This is a genomic window from Micromonospora sp. LOL_025 (genome assembly GCF_048060285.1).
Taxonomy (GTDB): Bacteria; Actinomycetota; Actinomycetes; order Mycobacteriales; family Micromonosporaceae; genus Micromonospora.
This window is the reverse complement of record NZ_JBHMIR010000052.1, coordinates 1-16705: the sequence shown is the minus strand read 5'-3', so window position 1 is coordinate 16705 and position 16705 is coordinate 1. Positions and strand designations below refer to the sequence as shown.

Sequence of the window (16705 nt, the reverse complement as noted above, 5' to 3'; positions counted from 1 at the left end):
GGAGGCCGCCATGGCCCTCGACCCCACCGCGCACGCCACCGCCGCCGGATGGCGGGACGCCCGCCGGCCGTTCTGGCCGCTGGCGTTGCTCGTCCCGGCGCTGCCGTTCGTCGGCTGGGCGACCTGGCGGGCCACCGGCGACGCGTGGGCCTGGTGGCTCACCCCCGCCGCCGTGTTCGTCCTGATCCCCGTGGTCGACCTGCTGGTCGGCGAGGACCGGCGCAACCCGCCCGACGAGGCGGTGCCCCGGCTGGCCGCCGACGGCTACTACCGCTGGCTGACCTACCTCTACCTGCCCGCCCAGTACGCCGCCCTGGTGCTCTGCTGCGCGGTCTGGGCCCGGGGCGGCCTGACGGTGGCCGGCGCGGCCGGCCTGGTCGCCACGATCGGGGTGGTCGACGGCATCGCCATCAACACCGCCCACGAGCTGGGCCACAAGCGGGAGAGGCTGGAGCGCTGGCTGTCCAAGGTGGCCCTCGCGCCGGCCGCGTACGGGCACTTCCACGTCGAGCACAACCGGGGCCACCACACCCGCGTCGCCACACCCGAGGACCCGGCCAGCGCCCGGCTGGGGGAGAGCTTCTGGGCGTTCTGGCCGCGTACCGTCTCAGGCAGCCTGCGCTCGGCGTGGCGACTGGAGACCGGCCGGTTCCGCCTGCGGGGCCGCAGCCCGTGGACGTGGCGCAACGACGTGCTCAACGCGTTCGCGATGACCCTCGCGCTCTACGCGGCGCTGGCCGTCGCGTTCGGCCCGGGCGTGCTGCCGTTCCTGGGGCTCCAGGCGGTGGTCGGGTTCTCCCTGCTCGAGGTGGTCAACTACCTGGAGCACTACGGGTTGGCGCGGCAACGCACCCCTGCCGGGCGCTACGAGAAGGTCGACCCCCGGCACAGCTGGAACAGCGACCGCAGCGTGACCAACATCTTCCTCTTCCAGCTCCAGCGGCACAGCGACCACCACGCCAACCCGCTGCGCCGCTACCAGACGCTGCGCACCTTCGAGTCCGCCCCGCAGTTGCCCGCCGGCTACGCCACGATGGTGGTGGCCGCGCTGGTGCCGCCGGTGTGGCGCCGGCTGATGGACCACCGGGTGCTCGCCCACTACGGCGGGGACCTGACGCTGGCCAACGTGCACCCGCCGGCCCTGCGCCGGCTGCGGGAGCGCCGGGGACGCGGCCCGGTTGCCGCCTGACGGCCGGGTCGCTTCGCGGCGGGCGGCCCGGGCCGGCTTCCGCCGGGTCGCGTCCCGGCGTCCGTCCGGGAGGGCGCTCACGGCGACCGGTCGGGGGCCCTCACGGCGCCCAGTCGGGGTCGCGGCCGAAGGCGGCGACGAGGCGGTCCTGCTCGTCCGCCCGTGCCGGCACGTCGACCTCCGGCCGGATGAGCCGGCCCCGCTGGTAGTCGCCGATCCGGCGACCGAACCACCGCGCGCACGCGGCGACCGCGTCGGGGTCCAGCCGGGGATCCGCGCCGATCGCCACGGCGAGGTCCCAGCCGTGGATCAGGTGCTCCGCCGTCAGCTGGTGCAGGTACTCGTCGGCGGGGGTCTCGCCGGAGGAGAGCCCGACGGTGCGCTCCAGCGCCCCCGGGTGGGTGAAGGCGAGCTCGGCCTGCCCCGCCGCCTCCCGGGCCGCATCGGCCGGGTCCGGCCCGAGCAGGTCGCCGTCGTAGCGCTCGCCGACCTGCTCGATCGTCCGCCCGGCGAGCAGCGCGACGCTCCACCGGTCCTCACCCACCACGTGGTTGACCAGCGCCCGGACGTCCCAGTCGGGGCACGGGGTCGGGTCCGACCACTGGTCGGGGCCGACCTGCGCCACCCGGTCGGTGAACTCGGCCAGGCTGCGGCGGTACGTCTCCAGCGGGTCCATGCCGACGATTGTTCCGGCTGCCTCGTGGGGCCGAGCGGTTTTGCCGGCTTCGCGGGCGGGCGGAGCGCCGGTCGCGCCCGCTGCTCCTCGGCACGGAGCGCCGGTCGCGCCCGGGCGGCTTCCCTGCCCGGCTCAGTCCAGCTGCGCCGGGTCGATCCCCAGCTCGCGGGCGGTGAGCAGGCGCACCCACTCGGCGAACTGCCGGCGGGAGATCACCCGGTCGTGCACCGCGAGCTGCACCGCCAGCCCGTCCATCACCGCGCTGATCCGCCACGCCGCCCCGGCCGGGTCGGCGCAGTCGAAGGTGCCCTCGCGGACCCCGTCGGAGATGACCGACGCCAGGTCCTCCCGCCAGCGCAGGTCGAGCCGGCGGGAGACCTTCTCCAATTCCGGGGTACGCAGCGATTCCGCCCAGCCGTCGATCCACATGGACCAGGAGGTCGCCCGGCCCGCAGGCGTGTAGAGCCGCACGATCCGGCGGAGCTTGGTCAGGGGCGGGGCGCTGGAGCGCATCACCGCGTCCAGGCGGGCCAGGTCCTGCTCCACCGCGTACGCGAACGCCTGCGCGAGCAGCCGGTCCTTCGTGGCGAAGTGGTAGAAGACCAGCGCCTGGCTCACCCCGGCGGCCTGTGCCACGTCGGCCGTGCGGGTGTTGGCCAGACCGCGTTCCACGATCACGTCACAGGCCGTGCGCAGCAGGGCATCCAGGCGGATCTCGGCCGCACGTCTCGTCACGCCGTTACCGTAGCCCATCCAACCGAACACGGGCAGTTACGGATCACGGCCCGTTCGGCCGACTACAGTCGGAAGCCGGACAGTTCCCGGGGCGGATCCCGGCCATGGACCGCGCCGGTCGCTGTCGGCGAGACCGGTCTGGCCCATCCTCCTAGGAAGCTCAGGGGGCGGGCGGACCGTCACGATCCCGTCGCAGGTGGCGGCGTCGGGATCCCACCCGACTCGCCGGGAGCCACCCCGATTTGGCAACCGCTCGCCGGCTCGGCTAAAGTTCTCACCCGTCACCGGTTAACGCCGGAGACACGCGGACGTAGCGCAGCTGGTAGCGCATCACCTTGCCAAGGTGAGGGTCGCGGGTTCGAATCCCGTCGTCCGCTCGGAGCTGCCGCCACGCATGACGGGGGCAACCTCGGTGGGGTGGCCGAGAGGCGAGGCAACGGCCTGCAAAGCCGTGTACGCGGGTTCAAATCCCGTCCCCACCTCGGTAACAAGCGAGGGCGATTGGCGCAGTGGGAGCGCGCTTCCTTGACACGGAAGAGGTCACTGGTTCAAACCCAGTATCGCCCACCAGAACGAAGGCCCGTCACCATCCGGTGACGGGCCTTCGCCGTTCGTCCGCCCACGCCGCGCCTCCGCGACGGCACCCGCGGAGGCGCGGACCGGCTCGTGACGAAGGCGGAGTCCACGGCGGGACGGCGCGCGGCCACCGGCGGCGAAGGTCCGCCGGGCGTATCGACGGCGACCGCCCCGCCCACGCCTGACGGCCGCGGGCGGGGCGGTCGCACCTCCCCCCGGAGTGACCGGTCGGACGTGCTTCCCCGTGCCGCGCGTCCGGACGCGGGCCGGTGGGCGGCCGGCGGTCCCGTACCGGCTGCACCACCACGGTAGGAAGCTCCTGCGGGCGAAGGCGAGGACCGATCCGCACAGCGAGGGTGTCGGGGGTGCCGGCCTGCACAGCGACCTCCGCCCCGCCGCCCCAGTCCGGCCGGGAGCGAGGGCCCTTTGCCCGGCCGGTGGCGGGGACCCTCAGTCCGGCCGGGAGTCGATGATCCGCAGTCCGCGCCGTCCCCGGGCTCCCCGTTACCGAGTGCGACGAGGTGGACGGTGGGTGCCCCGTCGCCGCCCCGCACGGCCGCCGGGGTGCCGCGCGCGTGCAGGTCGGGTACGGCGCGGGCGGCGGCGGTCAGCACGGCCGGGGCGAGCGGGTGCCGACCCGCCCGGACGCTCAGGACCGTGCCGTCGACGCCGATCAGGGCGACCGTGGCGGCGGACCGGCGCGCCAGCTCGCCGAGGACGGCCCGTACGGGGTCGGGGCCGGCGGCGAGCCGGGTCATCGCGACGACGGCCTCGGCGCGCTCGGGGCGGGGGCGCGACGGTGGCCGTCCGCGCGCCCGCGACCTGTCCGGCTCCGTCCGCATGGCAGCAGACGCTATTACCCGGTGGCGCCGGTCGCCAGCGAGCCCGATCGCGGCAGCTACCCCGGCACCGCCGCGCAGCGGACACCGGGGCTGGTCGCACGGCTACCGGGACGCGACGTGCCGGCCACCCTGCTCAGGGTGACCGGCACGACGACGGTGCGTTTGCGCGACCGTTCAGCTCCGGCGGCCGCGTGGACCCGCGTCAGAGCGGCGGGGCGACGTCCCGGCGCTCCTCGACCCGCCGGTACTCGACCGGCTCGGTCGTGCTGACCACCTGGCGGCGGCGTCCCCAGATGAGCGTGGTCATGATGAGGCCGAGCACGCCGGCCGCCATCAGGATCCACCCGACGACGTCGAGGTTGATGCCGCCGAGGCTCGCGTCGAGCGCGAAGGTGAGGATCGCGCCGAGCGCGATCAGGAAGATGCTGGTGCCGATACCCACGACAGCCTCCTTGGTCAGGGGATGTGGTGTGCTGTCGATGGACCTCAGTACCCCGTGGTTGACCAGCGCAATCATCGCCTGGTCCGGCCGTCGGCGGGGCGGCGTGCCAGGCGATCTTGCCGTCGGGTAGAGTTTCCCCCGTCGCCGACGAACACCGGCGGCACGCGGACGTAGCGCAGCTGGTAGCGCATCACCTTGCCAAGGTGAGGGTCGCGGGTTCGAATCCCGTCGTCCGCTCGCGATCCGCCCCTCGTGGTCCGGCCTACCGGATCGGGCGGTCACCCCCGGGCGATTGGCGCAGTGGGAGCGCGCTTCCTTGACACGGAAGAGGTCACTGGTTCAAACCCAGTATCGCCCACCAGAAGATTGCCGTTAAGCGAGCGACGTCTCCTGTTGAGCCGCCTGATTTCCGCCCACCCCCAGTCCGGCGGGCGCAGTGGCGTGCACGTTCGTGTCGAACACATTGTTGGCGCGCGCAGCTCGCGGCCGAGTTCGTCGCGCCGGGCGGTGTTCAGCTGCCGACGCAGCACACGCTCACGCTCCGTGGGCTGGTCGAGAACGGCAGGGACAGGCCAGGATGCATCAACTATGCGATGGCCCTGGGCGGGCACGCACCGAGCCGCATAACTCGGCCTGCGAACTGCCTGGTCGCCGCGTCGCGGACCTAAACTCGCCCCATGGGACTTCTGACCTTCAATATCAACGTCACCCTGGACGGGTGCGTCGACCATGAGGAGGGAATCGCCGACGACGAGACACACGCCTTCTTCACCCGCCTCATGGACGAGGCCGGGGCGATGCTGTGGGGCCGCGTCACCTACGAGATGATGGAAAGCGCCTGGCCGGCGGTCGCCCGCGGCGATGTGGAGGCGCCGCCGGCGATGCGCGAGTGGGCGGTCAAGCTGGAGGCCAAGCCGAAATACGTGGTGTCGTCCACGCGGAAGGACTTCCCGTGGACCAACAGCCACCACATCGCCGACCTGCGCACGGGCGTGCAGAAGCTCAAGGACGCGACCCCGGCCGGCGTGCTCCTCTGTAGCGGCAAGCTCGCGACCGAGCTGGACCGGTTGGACCTGATCGACGAGTACAAGTTCCTCGTCCACCCCAGGATCGCCGGCCACGGCCCGACCCTGTACGAGAGCGGGCTGCCCAGCACGCGACGGCTCGAGCTGGTCTCGGCGAAGCCGCTCCGCAACGGCGCGGTCGCCGTGCACTACCGGCGCGCGCGCTGACGCAGAGCAGTCCCTTCGCGCCACGCTCGCGCGCCGCGCGTCGTCGGGAGCCTTCTCGCCGCGCACACGGGTTTCCCCCTCGTCATCGAGCGTGCCCGACCCCAGCGCGTCGAGCGAGCGCCCGCACGGGGGTTCTGCCGTGGGCAGATCCGCTGACCGTGAACACGGGATCATGTCGCCGCCCACGGCATGCACAGTGGAGCGATGAGGCTGCTGGTGCTGGGCGGGACGGGTTTCGTGGGCGGCGCGACGGTCGCCGAGGGGGTGCGGCGGGGCTGGACGGTGACCGTGTTCAACCGGGGGCTGCACGGCGCGACGCCGGAGGGCGTACGCCGGCTGCGGGGTGACCGGGCCGCGCCCGACGGCCTGGCGGCGCTCGCGGACGGCGAGTGGGACCTGGTGGTCGACACCTGGGACGGCGCGCCCCGCGCGGCGCGGGACGCCGCCCGCGCGCTGGTCGACCGGGTCGACCGGTACGTCTACGTCTCCAGCGGCTCGGTCTACGCGCCGCCCGTCGCCCCCGGCGTGGGCGAGGACGCTCCGGTGGTGGACGCGGAGCCGGACGCCGACGACGGCGACTACGCGGCCAACAAGGCCGGCGCGGAGCGGGCCGTGCGGGAGGCGTTCGGCGAGCGCGCCCTGATCGCCCGGGCCGGTCTGATCCTCGGGCCGGGGGAGGACATCGGCCGGCTGCCCTGGTGGCTGACGCGGATCGCGCGGGGCGGGGACGTGCTGGCGCCGGGCCCGGTCGACCTGCCGGTGCAGTACGTCGACGTGCGCGACCTGGCGGGCTGGATGCTGGACCGGGGCGCGGCACGGTCGGGCGGGACGTTCAACGTGGTGAGCCGCCCCGGGCACGCGACCATGGGGGAGCTGCTCGACGCCTGCGTCGCGGCCACCGGCGCCGACGCCCGGCTGCGCTGGACCGACCCGGAGCCGATCCTGGCCGCCGGCGTGGAGCCGTGGAACGACCTGCCGATCTGGATCCCGGCGGGGCACGAGTACCGCTGGTTGCAGGAGCGCGGCGTCGAGCGCGCGTACGCGGCCGGGCTGACCTGCCGCCCGGTGACCGAGACGGTCGCCGACACCTGGAAGTGGCTTCAAGAGGTCGGCACCGTCCCGCCCCGGGCGGGCCGACCGCAGCGCGCCCCCGTCGGGCTGGACCCCGACCGGGAGGCGGCGCTGTTGTCCGTGAGAGGCGCCTGATCCCGCTCGGACAGGAGGTGCCGGCCCGCTGCCGGTCAGGACCGGACGACCGGCAGGTCCAGTACCTCGTCCACGTCGCGGCGGGGGGTCGGCCAGCCCGGCTGGCCGTAGCCGACGCGCAGCACCATCTGCGGCGTGCCGAACCGCCCCAGCGAGAGCCGCAGCTGATCGCGCGCCGACGGCACCTCGATCGGCTGGGACAGCAGCGACGCCGCCAGCCCCGAGTCCGTCGCGGTCAGCAGCACCCGCTGCAACGCCTGCCCGGCGACGAACTGGTCGACGGCCGTGTTGCCGGGCGAGCCGAGCACCGCCACGAGCGGCTCCGGTTCGAAGTCCCGCCCCGGGGCCCGGTCCAGGCCGCCGAAGCCCCGGGAGGGCAGCAGGTCCTGCGGCTCGCCCTGCGGGCCCCCGGACGCGGCCGGAATCCCGTCCCGGGCGGGCGCGGTGCGTACCCACTCCTGGCGCTCGGCCCGGTACTCCGGGCTGCGCTCCAGCACCCGGTGGGCGCTGCGGGCGATCTCGCCGAACGCGTTCACCGCGCTGACGCCGACCACCAGTTCCAGCCAGCACTGCTCGGCGCGGGCGGCCTCGGTGAGGCGCCAGCGGGCGTCGGCGGGCACCGGGTCGGGCCAGAACGGCGCGCGGTTGCTGAACCGGCGGGGGATGGCCGCGTGCAGGGCCTGTTCGGCGGGGGCGGGGCGGCGCGGCACGTCCGGCACCAGCCGGGCCACCACGTCCGGCTCGGCCGGGTGGGGGCGCAGCCGCACCGTCGCCGGGGTGCCGGCCACGGCCAGGGCGAGCCGCAGGTTGAACAGCGCCGCCCCGCAGGCGATCCGCACGCCCCAGCCGGTGGGGTCGGTGGCCGGCAGCCGCCGGTCCGGGTCGACCAGCACCTCGATGCCGCCGTCGCGGAGTCGGAACCGCCACGGCTGGGTGTTGTGCAGCGACGGCGCGCGTACGGCGTCGACGGCGGCGGCCCGTAGCTGCTCGACGGTGAAGCCGGTCTCCATGGTCGTGCTCCTTCCGTGGCAGTCGTGCGCCGGCGAGTGGTACCTGTCCACGGTGCGTCACCGGAGCGTGGCCCGGGCAGGGCCGGACGTCCCGTCCCGCCGGGCCCGACCGACCCGCCGCCGGCCGGGGGCGTCGGCGTGGTGGGCGTAAGGCGGGGCAGGTGATGCCGGTTCGGGACCTTCGACCCGTGCGGGAAGGGGCCGGCAGCGGGTAGAAACGAGGGATGATCCGCGTGTTCCTGCTCGACGACCACGAGGTCGTCCGCCGTGGCCTGGCCGACCTGCTGGAGAGCAGCGGGGACATCGAGGTGGTCGGCGAGTCCGGCCTCGCCCAGGAGGCGGCCCGGCGTATCCCGGCCCTGCGGCCGGACGTGGCGATCCTCGACGCGCGGCTGCCCGACGGCAACGGCATCGACGTGTGCCGCGACGTGCGGGCCGTGGACTCCTCGATCAAGGGTCTGATCCTGACCTCGTACGAGGACGACGAGGCGCTCTTCGCGGCGATCATGGCCGGGGCGTCCGGTTACGTGCTGAAGCAGATCCGCGGCACCGACCTCGTCGACGCGGTGCGGCGGGTGGCGGCCGGGCAGTCGCTGCTCGACCCGGCGATCACCACCCGGGTGCTGGAACGCATCCGCAGCGGCGTCGAGCAGCCCCACGAGCTGAAGTCACTCACCGAGCAGGAGCGGCGGATCCTGGAGTACGTGGCCGAGGGCCTCACCAACCGGGAGATCGCCGGGAAGATGTTCCTGGCCGAGAAGACCGTGAAGAACTACGTGTCCAGCGTGCTGGCCAAGCTGGGCCTGGAGCGGCGCACCCAGGCGGCCGTCCTCGCCACGCGACTGCTCGGCAAGTCCCACTGACGCCCGCGGGCTCAGTCGCGTAGCGGCACCGACCAGCACACCTCGGTGCCCCGGGGCTCCGCCCGGCGTACCTCGAACTCGCCGCCGTGGCGCTCGGCGCGCTCGCGCAGGTTGACCAGGCCGCCCCGCGCGGCGGCCGGGTCGCAACCCACCCCGTCGTCGGTGACGGTCACGGTCACCCGGCCCGCGTCGACCCGCACCGCCACCGCCACGCGGTCGGCCCGCGCGTGCCGTACGGCGTTGGAGAGCGCCTCCCGCAGCACGGCGGTGAGGTCGGGGCGGACCGCGTCGGGGACGGCGCTGTCGATCGGCCCGGTCAGCTCCAGGCGGGGCCGGTGGCCGAGCGACTCGGCGGCCACCTCGACCGCCTCCCGGATCTCGGTGCGCAGCGCCGCGCTCATCGGGGTGCGCAGCTCGAAGATGGTGCGGCGGATGTCCTTGATCGTGGCGTCCAGGTCGTCGACCGCCGCGTTGATCCGGCGGGCGACCTCCGACTTCGTCGTCATCGGGGCGGCGCTCTGCAACTGCAGGCCGGTGGCGAAGAGGCGCTGGATGACCACGTCGTGCAGGTCCCGGGCGATGCGCTCGCGGTCCTCCAGGACCACCAGCAGCTCCCGTTCCTCCTGCCCGCGGGCCCGCTCCATGGCCAGCGCGGCCTGGCCGGCGAAGCTGCCCAGCAGGGCCATGTCGTCGTCGTTGGCGACGGGCGCCCGGTCGGCCCGGTGCGCGATCACCAGCACCCCGTGCAGGGTGTCGGCGGTGGCCAGCGGCGCGACCACCGCCGGGCCGGTGCGCAGCAGCGCCGGCCAGGGCGCGGCGTGGGCCAGGTCCGCCACGTGGTCGTGCCGGCCCTCGACGACGGCGGCGGCGAAGCTCGTCTCGGCCGCCGGCAGCGCGGTGCCGACGAGGGCACCGGCCTGCTCGTCGGCCCCGTCCACCACCTCGACGGTGAACTTCTCGGCGTCGGGGTCGTAGAGCAGCACGAGGGCGACCTCCGCCTCGGCGACCTCGCGGGCGCGCCGCGCCACGAGCGTCAGGGCGTCGGTGCGGCGCACCTCGCCCAGGAGCACGGTGGTGATCTCGGCGGTCGCCGCGAGCCAGCGTTCGCGGCGGTGGGCCAGCGCGTAGAGGCGGGCGTTCTCGATCGCGACGCCGGCGGCGGCGGCGAGCGCGACGACGATCTCCTCGTCGTCCTCGGTGAACTGCGCGCCGCCCTGCTTCTCGGCCAGGTAGAGGTTGCCGAAGACATGGTCGCGGATGCGCACGGGAACGCCGAGGAAGCTGTGCATCGGCGGGTGGTGCGGCGGGAACCCGTAGGACTTCGGATGCCGGGTGATGTCGGGCATCCGCAGCGGGCGGGGGTCGTCGATGAGCAGGCCGAGCACGCCCCGCCCGTGGGGCAGGTCACCGATCCTGGCGTGCAGTTCCGCGTCGATGCCGTAGGTGATGAAGTCGTGCAGCAGGCGGTCGTGGCCGATCACGCCGAGCGCGCCGTAGCGGGCGCCGACCAGCTCGCAGGCCGACTCCACGATGCGTTGCAGGGTGCTGCGCAGGTCCAGATCGGTGCCGATGCCGACCACCGCGTCGAGCAGGGCACGCAGCCGCTCCCGGCTGGTCACCACCTCGCCGACCCGGTCCAGCATCTCCTGGAGCAGCTCGTCGAGCCGTACCCGGGACAGCGGGCTGAGCCCCAGCGAGGGGGTCACGTGCGGTTCGGGGCGGGGGTTCGGTTCGCTGGCGGACACCGGGCGATGGTAGCCGCCCGGTGGCCGTGTCCCGGCTGCCCTACACGTCGGCGGAACGCACCGCCGAGGTGTCGACCACCTGCGCGGCCTCCAGGCGCGGGGTGTGCGGCGGGCCGGCGTGTGCCGGGTCCGCGAGCCCCAGCCGGATCACGAGGTACGGGTAGCCGAGGCCGGCCAGCAGACCGCGCAGCGTCTGCCGGGTGCCCGCGACCTCCACCACCCCGCTCAGCGGCACCACGGAGATCCCGAGTCGGGTCGCGGTCAGCCAGGCCGCCGAGAGCGCCTCGCCGGCGCGCAGCCAGCTGTCCGGCTCGTCCTCGTCGCCGTAGAGCACCCCGTACACGGCGGCCCGGTCGTGCCCGGACCCGACCGGCAGGGTGCCGGGGCGGCCGAAGTCGCGCGCCGGCACGGTGGTCTGCGGCGCCTCCGCGGGCAGCACCTCCGGCGGCAGGCCGGTGCCGGTGCCGCGGCGGCTGGTCCAGTACTCCAGCTCCTCGCGCAGCTGCGAGTCCTCCGCCTCGACCGAGGCGGCGCGGCTGGCGACAGCGGCAAGCTCCAGGACGTTGTCGCGGTCGAGGAACTGGAGCTGGCAGCCCTCGGCGGCGACCGCCGAGGCGATCTCCCCGAGAGCGGCGGTCGGCACCGGCTCGTCGCTGACCGGACGCCGGTCGGTGTGCCGCACCTGCATGCACTGCACCAGACGCATGGCCTCCGGGTCGGCCTCCGCGCGGGCCATTCCGGTCAGCCGGGCCAGCAGGTCCTCCTCGGCCGGGTCGGGCATCCGCTCCACCACGGCCGTCCAGCCCTCCGCGGTCAGCGCGACCCGCGCGTGGTGCAGCGCCGCCCCGCAGCTGTACGCCAGCAGCCGGCCCTCCGGGTCGGTGGCCGTGAGCCGGGGATCGCGGACCACCCGCAGCTCCAACGCGTCCGGCAGCACCCGCCACCGCCACGGTTGGCTGTTGTGCACCGACGGGGCGTGCCCGGCCGTGGCGGCGGCCTCCGCGAGTGCGGTGGTCAGCGGACGGCCCGTCGCCGGCGTCTCGTGGCTCATCGTTACGACCTTTCCGTTGCTCCCCATCGTGCCCCGCCCGCCGGTGCCCCGGGCGGGGGTTCGCCGCTCCATCCTGCGCCATGCCCCGTGCCGACGCACGGTACGCAGGCCCAGGCGCGGCCGGGCACTTCGCCCCTCGCCGGTCCACCCGGAACGCCGGCGTTCGGCTCACCGTTCCCGGACCACCGCCACCGGGCACCGGGCGTGCTGGATGAGCTGCTGGCTGACCGAACCGAGCAGCATCCCCTTCAGGCCACCCCGGCCGCGGGTGCCGACCACCACCAGGCACGCGTCGCGGCTGCCGTCGACCAGCAGGGACGCCGGGCGGCCCTCCGCCACCTCCACGGTGACCGGCACGTCGGGAAACGTCGCGCCCCACCGGGCCAGCGGCTCGTCCAGCTCGGCCCGGTCGGCCGCCGTGGCCTCCCGCGCGTCGGGACCCGCCGGCAGGCGCTGGCCGGTCGGCGGGTGCCAGGCCCGCACCACGTGCAGGGGTACCCGCCGGGCGGCGGCCTGCTCGAACGCGAAGCCCAGCGCCAGCAGCGAACACTCGGACCCGTCCACGCCGACCGCCACGCGCCCGGTGCGCCCACCGGCGGCGGTCTCGCCCCGGACGACCACGACCGGGCAGTGCGCGTGGGCGGTGACCGCGACAGCGGTCGAACCGACGAGCAACCCGCCGAACCCGCCGTGCCCCCGGGTGCCCAGCACCAGCAGGTCCGCCTGCGCCGAGCGTTCCTGGAGCACCAGCGCGGGCGGCCCGTCGAACACCTCACCCGTGACGGTCAGCTCCGGGTGCGCGGCGGAAGCGTCCGCCGCCGCCTTGCGAACCAGCTCCTCGACCTGCCGGCGGGCCGTGTCGTCCGGCCAGATGCCGGGAGCGACGCCCGGACCGATCCAGCCGGTCACGGTGAGCCATTCGAAGACGTACGCCAACCGCACCGGCCGCCCGCTACGACCGGCCTCCTCCAGCGCCCACTCCAGCGCGGCGGAGGCGTCGGCGGAGCCGTCGTAGCCGACCAGGATCTCGTTGCCGCTCATCGGGTCCACCTCTCGTTCACGACCGCCGGACAGCCGAACTCGCTCCTCGCGCTCACTGGTCACCCCGGAGTCCCGGGTCCGTCTCGCGGACCCAGCGCCACTCCGCGACCCGGGGGTCGTCCTCGCCGTGTTCGCGGGTGTAGTCACGGCAGGACTGGCGCGCGTCGACCATCTCCTGCCGCAGGTGGGCGGCCCGGTCGGCCAGCCCCGGCACCCGGTCGATCACGTCGACGACCAGGTGGAAGCGGTCCAGGTCGTTGAGCATCACCATGTCGAACGGCGTGGTGGTGGTGCCCTCCTCCTTGTAGCCGCGCACGTGCAGGTTGGCGTGGTTGGTGCGGCGGTAGGTGAGCCGGTGGATCAGCCACGGATAGCCGTGGTACGCGAAGATGACCTGCTTGTCCCGCGTGAAGATGGTGTCGAACTCCTTGTCCGACAGCCCGTGCGGGTGCTCCGTCGGCGGCTGGAGCCGCATCAGGTCGACCACGTTGACGACCCGCACCTTCAGCTCCGGCAGATGCCGGTGCAGCAGGTCCGCCGCGGCCAGCGTCTCCAGGGTCGGCACGTCCCCGGCACACGCGAGCACCACGTCCGGCTCGCTGCCGGCGTCCGTGCTGGCCCAGTCCCAGATCCCGATGCCGCGCCGGCAGTGCTGGACGGCGTCGTCCATCGACAGCCAGTTCGGGGCGGGCTGCTTGCCGGCCACCACCACGTTGATGTAGTGCCGGCTGCGCAGGCAGTGGTCCATGGTGGAGAGCAGGGTGTTGGCGTCCGGCGGCAGGTAGACGCGTACCACCTCGGCCTTCTTGTTCATTACGTGGTCGATGAAGCCCGGGTCCTGGTGGGAGAAGCCGTTGTGGTCCTGCCGCCACACGTGACTGGAGAGCAGGTAGTTCAGCGAGGCCACCGGCTTGCGCCACGGAATGCCCCGGGTCACCTTCAGCCACTTGGCATGCTGGTTGAGCATGGAGTCGACGATGTGGATGAACGCCTCGTAGCTGGTGAAGATGCCGTGCCGGCCGGTCAGCAGGTAGCCCTCCAGCCAGCCCTGGCAGAGGTGCTCGGAGAGGACCTCCATCACCCGCCCGTCGGGGGAGAGATGGTCGTCGCCGGGCACGGTGCCGGCCATCCAGGCCCGGCCGGTGACCTCGAACGCCGCGCCGAGCCGGTTCGAGGCGACCTCGTCCGGGCCGAAGAGGCGGAACGTCTGCGGGTTGGCGGTGATCACGTCGCGTACCCACGGACCGAGGGCGCCGGTCGCCCCGGCCACGGTCTCGCCGGGCCGCTGCACGTCGACGGCGTACTCGCGGAAGTCCGGCAGCGCCAGGTCACGCAGCACCAGCCCGCCGTTGGTGACCGGGTTGGCGCTCATCCGCCGCTCGCCGCGGGGCGGCAGCTCGGCCAGCTCGGCGACCGGGGCGCCGGTGGCGTCGAAGAGCTCCTCCGGCCGGTAGCTGCGCAGCCAGCGCTCCAGCTCGGCCAGGTGCTCCGGGTTCTTGCGTACCTCCGACAGCGGCACCTGGTGCGCGCGGTAGGTGCCCTCGACCTGCTTGCCGTCGACGTCGCGCGGCCCGGTCCAGCCCTTCGGCGTACGCAGGACGATCATCGGCCAGCGGGGGCGCTCGACGGCACCGCCCGAGCGGGCCCGCCGCTGGATGGCGGCGATCTCGTCCAGCGCCCGGTCCAGCGTGCCGGCGAGGGCCTGGTGCACCGTCGCCGGGTCGTCGCCGGCGACCACGTACGGCTCGTAGCCGAAGCCGCGCATCATGGCGAGGAGGTCGTCCTCGCCGATCCGGTCCAGCACCGTCGGATTGGCGATCTTGTAGCCGTTGAGGTGCAGGATCGGCAGCACCGCCCCGTCCCGGGCCGGATTCAGGAAGACGTTGGAGAGCCAGCTGCCGGCCAGCGGTCCGGTCTCCGCCTCCCCGTCGCCGATGACGCAGGCCACCAGCAGGTCGGGGTTGTCGAACGCCGCGCCGTAGGCGTGGCTGAGCGCGTACCCCAGCTCGCCGCCCTCGTGGATCGAACCCGGCACCTCCGCCGCCACGTGGCTGGGGATGCCGCCGGGGAAGGAGAACTGGCGGAACAGCCGCGCCATGCCGGCCTCGTCGCGGCCGATGTGGTGGTACACCTCGCTCCAGGTGCCCTCCAGCCAGGTGTTGGCGACGATCGCCGGGCCGCCGTGGCCGGGGCCGGTGACGAACAGGGCCGACAGGTCACGGGCGACGATGACCCGGTTGAGGTGGGCGTAGAGCAGGTTCAGGCCGGGGCTGGTGCCCCAGTGGCCGAGCAGGCGCGGCTTGACGTGCTCGGGGGCCAGCGGCTCGCGCAGCAGCGGGTTGTCCAGCAGGTAGATCTGCCCGACGGTCAGGTAGTTAGCCGCCCGCCAGTAGGCGTCCAGCCGGCGCAGCTCGTCTTCGGTCAGGGGGCTGTGCAGGTCGAGAGCGGTGTCCATACTGCATGAGCCTCTCGCGGGTAGGGGAATCCTGCATCCTCAGCGCGCGGATTCGTCCGGGCCGGCCTCAGCATCGCCGGTCGACGACGGTGTGGATCAGGGCCGTTGGTCCTGTGGACGCTGGGCGTTGCGCCCGTCCTCCGGAATCCCCGTCAGCCCGCGCACGACGATCAGCGGTGCGGGGGAGTGGTAGAGCAGCGCCTGACTCACCGCGCCGAGCATGCCCCGCCACGGCTCGTCGCCCCGGGCGGCGACCAGCGCCACCTGCGCCGAGCGGGACTGCTCCACCAGGACGGTGCCCGGGTCGCCCCGGATCGTGTGGCACTCCGTGGCCACCGACGGGAACCGGCGCGCCGACTGCGCCACCAACCCGGCGAGCAGTTCGGGATCCTCCCCGCCCTCCTCCGACTCGACGACGCGGACCGCCAACAGCCGCGCCTCCCGCCGGGCCGCGCACTCGAACGCCCACTCCAGCGCGGTCCGCGAGCTGTCGGAGCCGTCCACCCCGACCAGCACCGGCCCCTGCGGTGGCGGCTCCCTGCGGGCCACCAGCACCGGGCAGCCGGCGCGGGCGGCGAGCTGCACCGCGGGCGCGTCGACCGATACGCACTCGCCGCTGGTCGCCATGCCGCCGTCCCCCACGGCGAGCAGGAAGGCCTGCTCCGACCGGCGGACCAGGGTGGCGACGAGGGCGCCCTCGACGATCTCGCCGCTGACCGGCAGCGCCGGCTCGACCTCGTGGGCGATCTCGGTGGCCCGGGAGATCAGCTCCTCGGCGTCCGCGCGCGGCCCCGCGATCGACGGCGCCTCCAGCGCGGCCGCCCAGTTGAACGCGTGCAACAGACACAGGGGACGGCCGTGCGCGGCGGCCTCCTGCGCGGCAAGCCTGACCATCGGCAGGTTGCGCTCCGTGCCGAGCCCGACCAACACCGCCGCGTCGGTGGCTGCGCCCATCCGAATCACCTCCGCAGGCGTCGCGCCCGGCCCTCCTGTCGAGGCTAGTCCCGCGGGTACCGCGGCGGGGCGGGATCGCTGGCGACGGTGGGCTCTGCTGGGTGTCCGCGGAGGCCCGACCGGTGCTCGGGTGTGTGGCGTCGGGGGTCGGGGCGTCGGATGGTTGCGTGGTTCGGGGTTGTGCGCTTCGGGGTCGGTGCCAGCCGTGGGGTGAGTGGGTGGCGTGGGGTGAGCGGGTGGTGTGGGGGTGGGTGGTTCGCCGCGTGGGGTGTGTCGCGCTGCCTCGTTGGTGGGGGTGTGGGCCCGCCGTGCCCGGCTCCGGGCGGTCAGGCTTGATCCCTACGCCGGGCACGGCGGGCCACACCCCCGTCGGTGCCCACTCTCGCGTCCGCCCGCTGCGGAACCCGGCACGGCGCGGTGCCCGCTTCTCGCGTCCACCGGTGGCTCTCGACGTGCCTGCCGGTCACCGGGTCGATCATGCAGTTGTGGTGGGTGTCGTGCCCTGAATCGCACCTTATGCGGGGCACCACAACTGCATGATCGACGCCCGCCTGCCTGGGCCGGTCGGTCGGGCGGGTGGTGGTGGCTGATCGCCCCTCGATGGCGTAATGAGGCGAGGTGTCCGGTTCGGGGGTGTGATCGGGGGCATCGTGGGGGCGGAATCGTGGCGGGGGTGGGGTCGTTACAC

13 protein-coding genes and 5 tRNA genes are annotated in these 16705 nt (G+C 74.1%); 9 read left to right on the top strand and 9 right to left on the bottom strand.

Features of this window, described 5'->3' with window-relative positions:
* Positions 1 to 10: 10 nt before the first annotated feature.
* Positions 11 to 1189, top strand: a complete 1179-nt coding sequence (locus ACFHW0_RS30675) for an alkane 1-monooxygenase (RefSeq protein ID WP_416613115.1) — start codon at positions 11 to 13, stop codon at positions 1187 to 1189.
* A 100-nt stretch (positions 1190 to 1289) separates the two neighbouring features.
* On the opposite strand, the gene ACFHW0_RS30670 is transcribed toward ACFHW0_RS30675, so the two are convergent.
* The gene (locus ACFHW0_RS30670; RefSeq protein WP_416613114.1) at positions 1290 to 1865 is read right to left on the bottom strand and encodes a TIGR03086 family metal-binding protein; all 576 of its coding nucleotides are present in this window, start codon (positions 1863 to 1865) and stop codon (positions 1290 to 1292) included.
* Positions 1866 to 1997: 132 nt separating this feature from the next.
* Positions 1998 to 2600: a TetR/AcrR family transcriptional regulator gene (locus ACFHW0_RS30665; RefSeq protein ID WP_416613113.1), complete on the bottom strand. Its 603-nt coding sequence runs from the start codon at positions 2598 to 2600 to the stop codon at positions 1998 to 2000.
* Between the two features lie 304 nt (positions 2601 to 2904).
* Here ACFHW0_RS30665 and ACFHW0_RS30660 point away from each other — a divergent pair.
* From ACFHW0_RS30660 to ACFHW0_RS30650, 3 genes are all read left to right on the top strand, one after another.
* Positions 2905 to 2977, top strand: a tRNA-Gly gene (locus tag ACFHW0_RS30660).
* A 34-nt stretch (positions 2978 to 3011) separates the two neighbouring features.
* A tRNA-Cys gene (locus ACFHW0_RS30655) sits at positions 3012 to 3082 on the top strand.
* 13 nt (positions 3083 to 3095) lie between these two features.
* Positions 3096 to 3170: transfer RNA gene (locus tag ACFHW0_RS30650), tRNA-Val, on the top strand.
* A gap of 1050 nt (positions 3171 to 4220) precedes the next feature.
* On the opposite strand, the gene ACFHW0_RS30645 is transcribed toward ACFHW0_RS30650, so the two are convergent.
* Positions 4221 to 4460 carry a DUF6458 family protein gene (locus ACFHW0_RS30645; protein WP_091620076.1) on the bottom strand — a complete coding sequence of 80 codons (240 nt, stop codon included), beginning with the start codon at positions 4458 to 4460 and terminating at the stop codon, positions 4221 to 4223.
* Between the two features lie 164 nt (positions 4461 to 4624).
* Here ACFHW0_RS30645 and ACFHW0_RS30640 point away from each other — a divergent pair.
* The 4 genes from ACFHW0_RS30640 to ACFHW0_RS30625 all read left to right on the top strand — a co-directional run bounded on the left by ACFHW0_RS30640 (position 4625) and on the right by ACFHW0_RS30625 (position 6898).
* Positions 4625 to 4697 (top strand) — tRNA-Gly (locus ACFHW0_RS30640).
* 49 nt (positions 4698 to 4746) lie between these two features.
* Positions 4747 to 4821: transfer RNA gene (locus ACFHW0_RS30635), tRNA-Val, on the top strand.
* 316 nt (positions 4822 to 5137) lie between these two features.
* Positions 5138 to 5692 carry a dihydrofolate reductase family protein gene (locus ACFHW0_RS30630; protein ID WP_416613112.1) on the top strand — a complete coding sequence of 185 codons (555 nt, stop codon included), beginning with the start codon at positions 5138 to 5140 and terminating at the stop codon, positions 5690 to 5692.
* Positions 5693 to 5896: 204 nt separating this feature from the next.
* A complete protein-coding gene (locus tag ACFHW0_RS30625) occupies positions 5897 to 6898 on the top strand; it encodes an NAD-dependent epimerase/dehydratase family protein (protein WP_416613111.1) in 1002 nt (333 codons plus the stop codon).
* A 35-nt stretch (positions 6899 to 6933) separates the two neighbouring features.
* Here ACFHW0_RS30625 and ACFHW0_RS30620 read toward each other — a convergent pair whose 3' ends face one another.
* Positions 6934 to 7908 (bottom strand): Acg family FMN-binding oxidoreductase, encoded by a 975-nt coding sequence (locus tag ACFHW0_RS30620; RefSeq protein WP_416613110.1) that lies wholly within the window; start codon positions 7906 to 7908, stop codon positions 6934 to 6936.
* A 224-nt stretch (positions 7909 to 8132) separates the two neighbouring features.
* On the opposite strand from ACFHW0_RS30620, the gene ACFHW0_RS30615 reads away from it, so the two are divergent.
* On the top strand, positions 8133 to 8771 hold the full coding sequence (locus tag ACFHW0_RS30615; RefSeq protein ID WP_416613109.1) for a response regulator: 639 nt from the start codon (positions 8133 to 8135) through the stop codon (positions 8769 to 8771).
* An 11-nt stretch (positions 8772 to 8782) separates the two neighbouring features.
* Here ACFHW0_RS30615 and ACFHW0_RS30610 read toward each other — a convergent pair whose 3' ends face one another.
* The 5 genes from ACFHW0_RS30610 to ACFHW0_RS30590 all read right to left on the bottom strand — a co-directional run bounded on the left by ACFHW0_RS30610 (position 8783) and on the right by ACFHW0_RS30590 (position 16017).
* Complete coding sequence (locus tag ACFHW0_RS30610; protein ID WP_416613124.1) at positions 8783 to 10414, bottom strand: GAF domain-containing protein; 1632 nt, start codon at positions 10412 to 10414, stop codon at positions 8783 to 8785.
* Positions 10415 to 10556: 142 nt separating this feature from the next.
* On the bottom strand, positions 10557 to 11567 hold the full coding sequence (locus tag ACFHW0_RS30605; protein WP_416613108.1) for an Acg family FMN-binding oxidoreductase: 1011 nt from the start codon (positions 11565 to 11567) through the stop codon (positions 10557 to 10559).
* 168 nt (positions 11568 to 11735) lie between these two features.
* Complete coding sequence (locus ACFHW0_RS30600; protein ID WP_416613107.1) at positions 11736 to 12608, bottom strand: universal stress protein; 873 nt, start codon at positions 12606 to 12608, stop codon at positions 11736 to 11738.
* A gap of 52 nt (positions 12609 to 12660) precedes the next feature.
* Positions 12661 to 15063: a phosphoketolase gene (locus tag ACFHW0_RS30595; RefSeq protein ID WP_416613106.1), complete on the bottom strand. Its 2403-nt coding sequence runs from the start codon at positions 15061 to 15063 to the stop codon at positions 12661 to 12663.
* A 96-nt stretch (positions 15064 to 15159) separates the two neighbouring features.
* A complete protein-coding gene (locus ACFHW0_RS30590; RefSeq protein WP_416613105.1) occupies positions 15160 to 16017 on the bottom strand; it encodes a universal stress protein in 858 nt (285 codons plus the stop codon).
* Between the last annotated feature and the right edge of the window lie 688 nt (positions 16018 to 16705).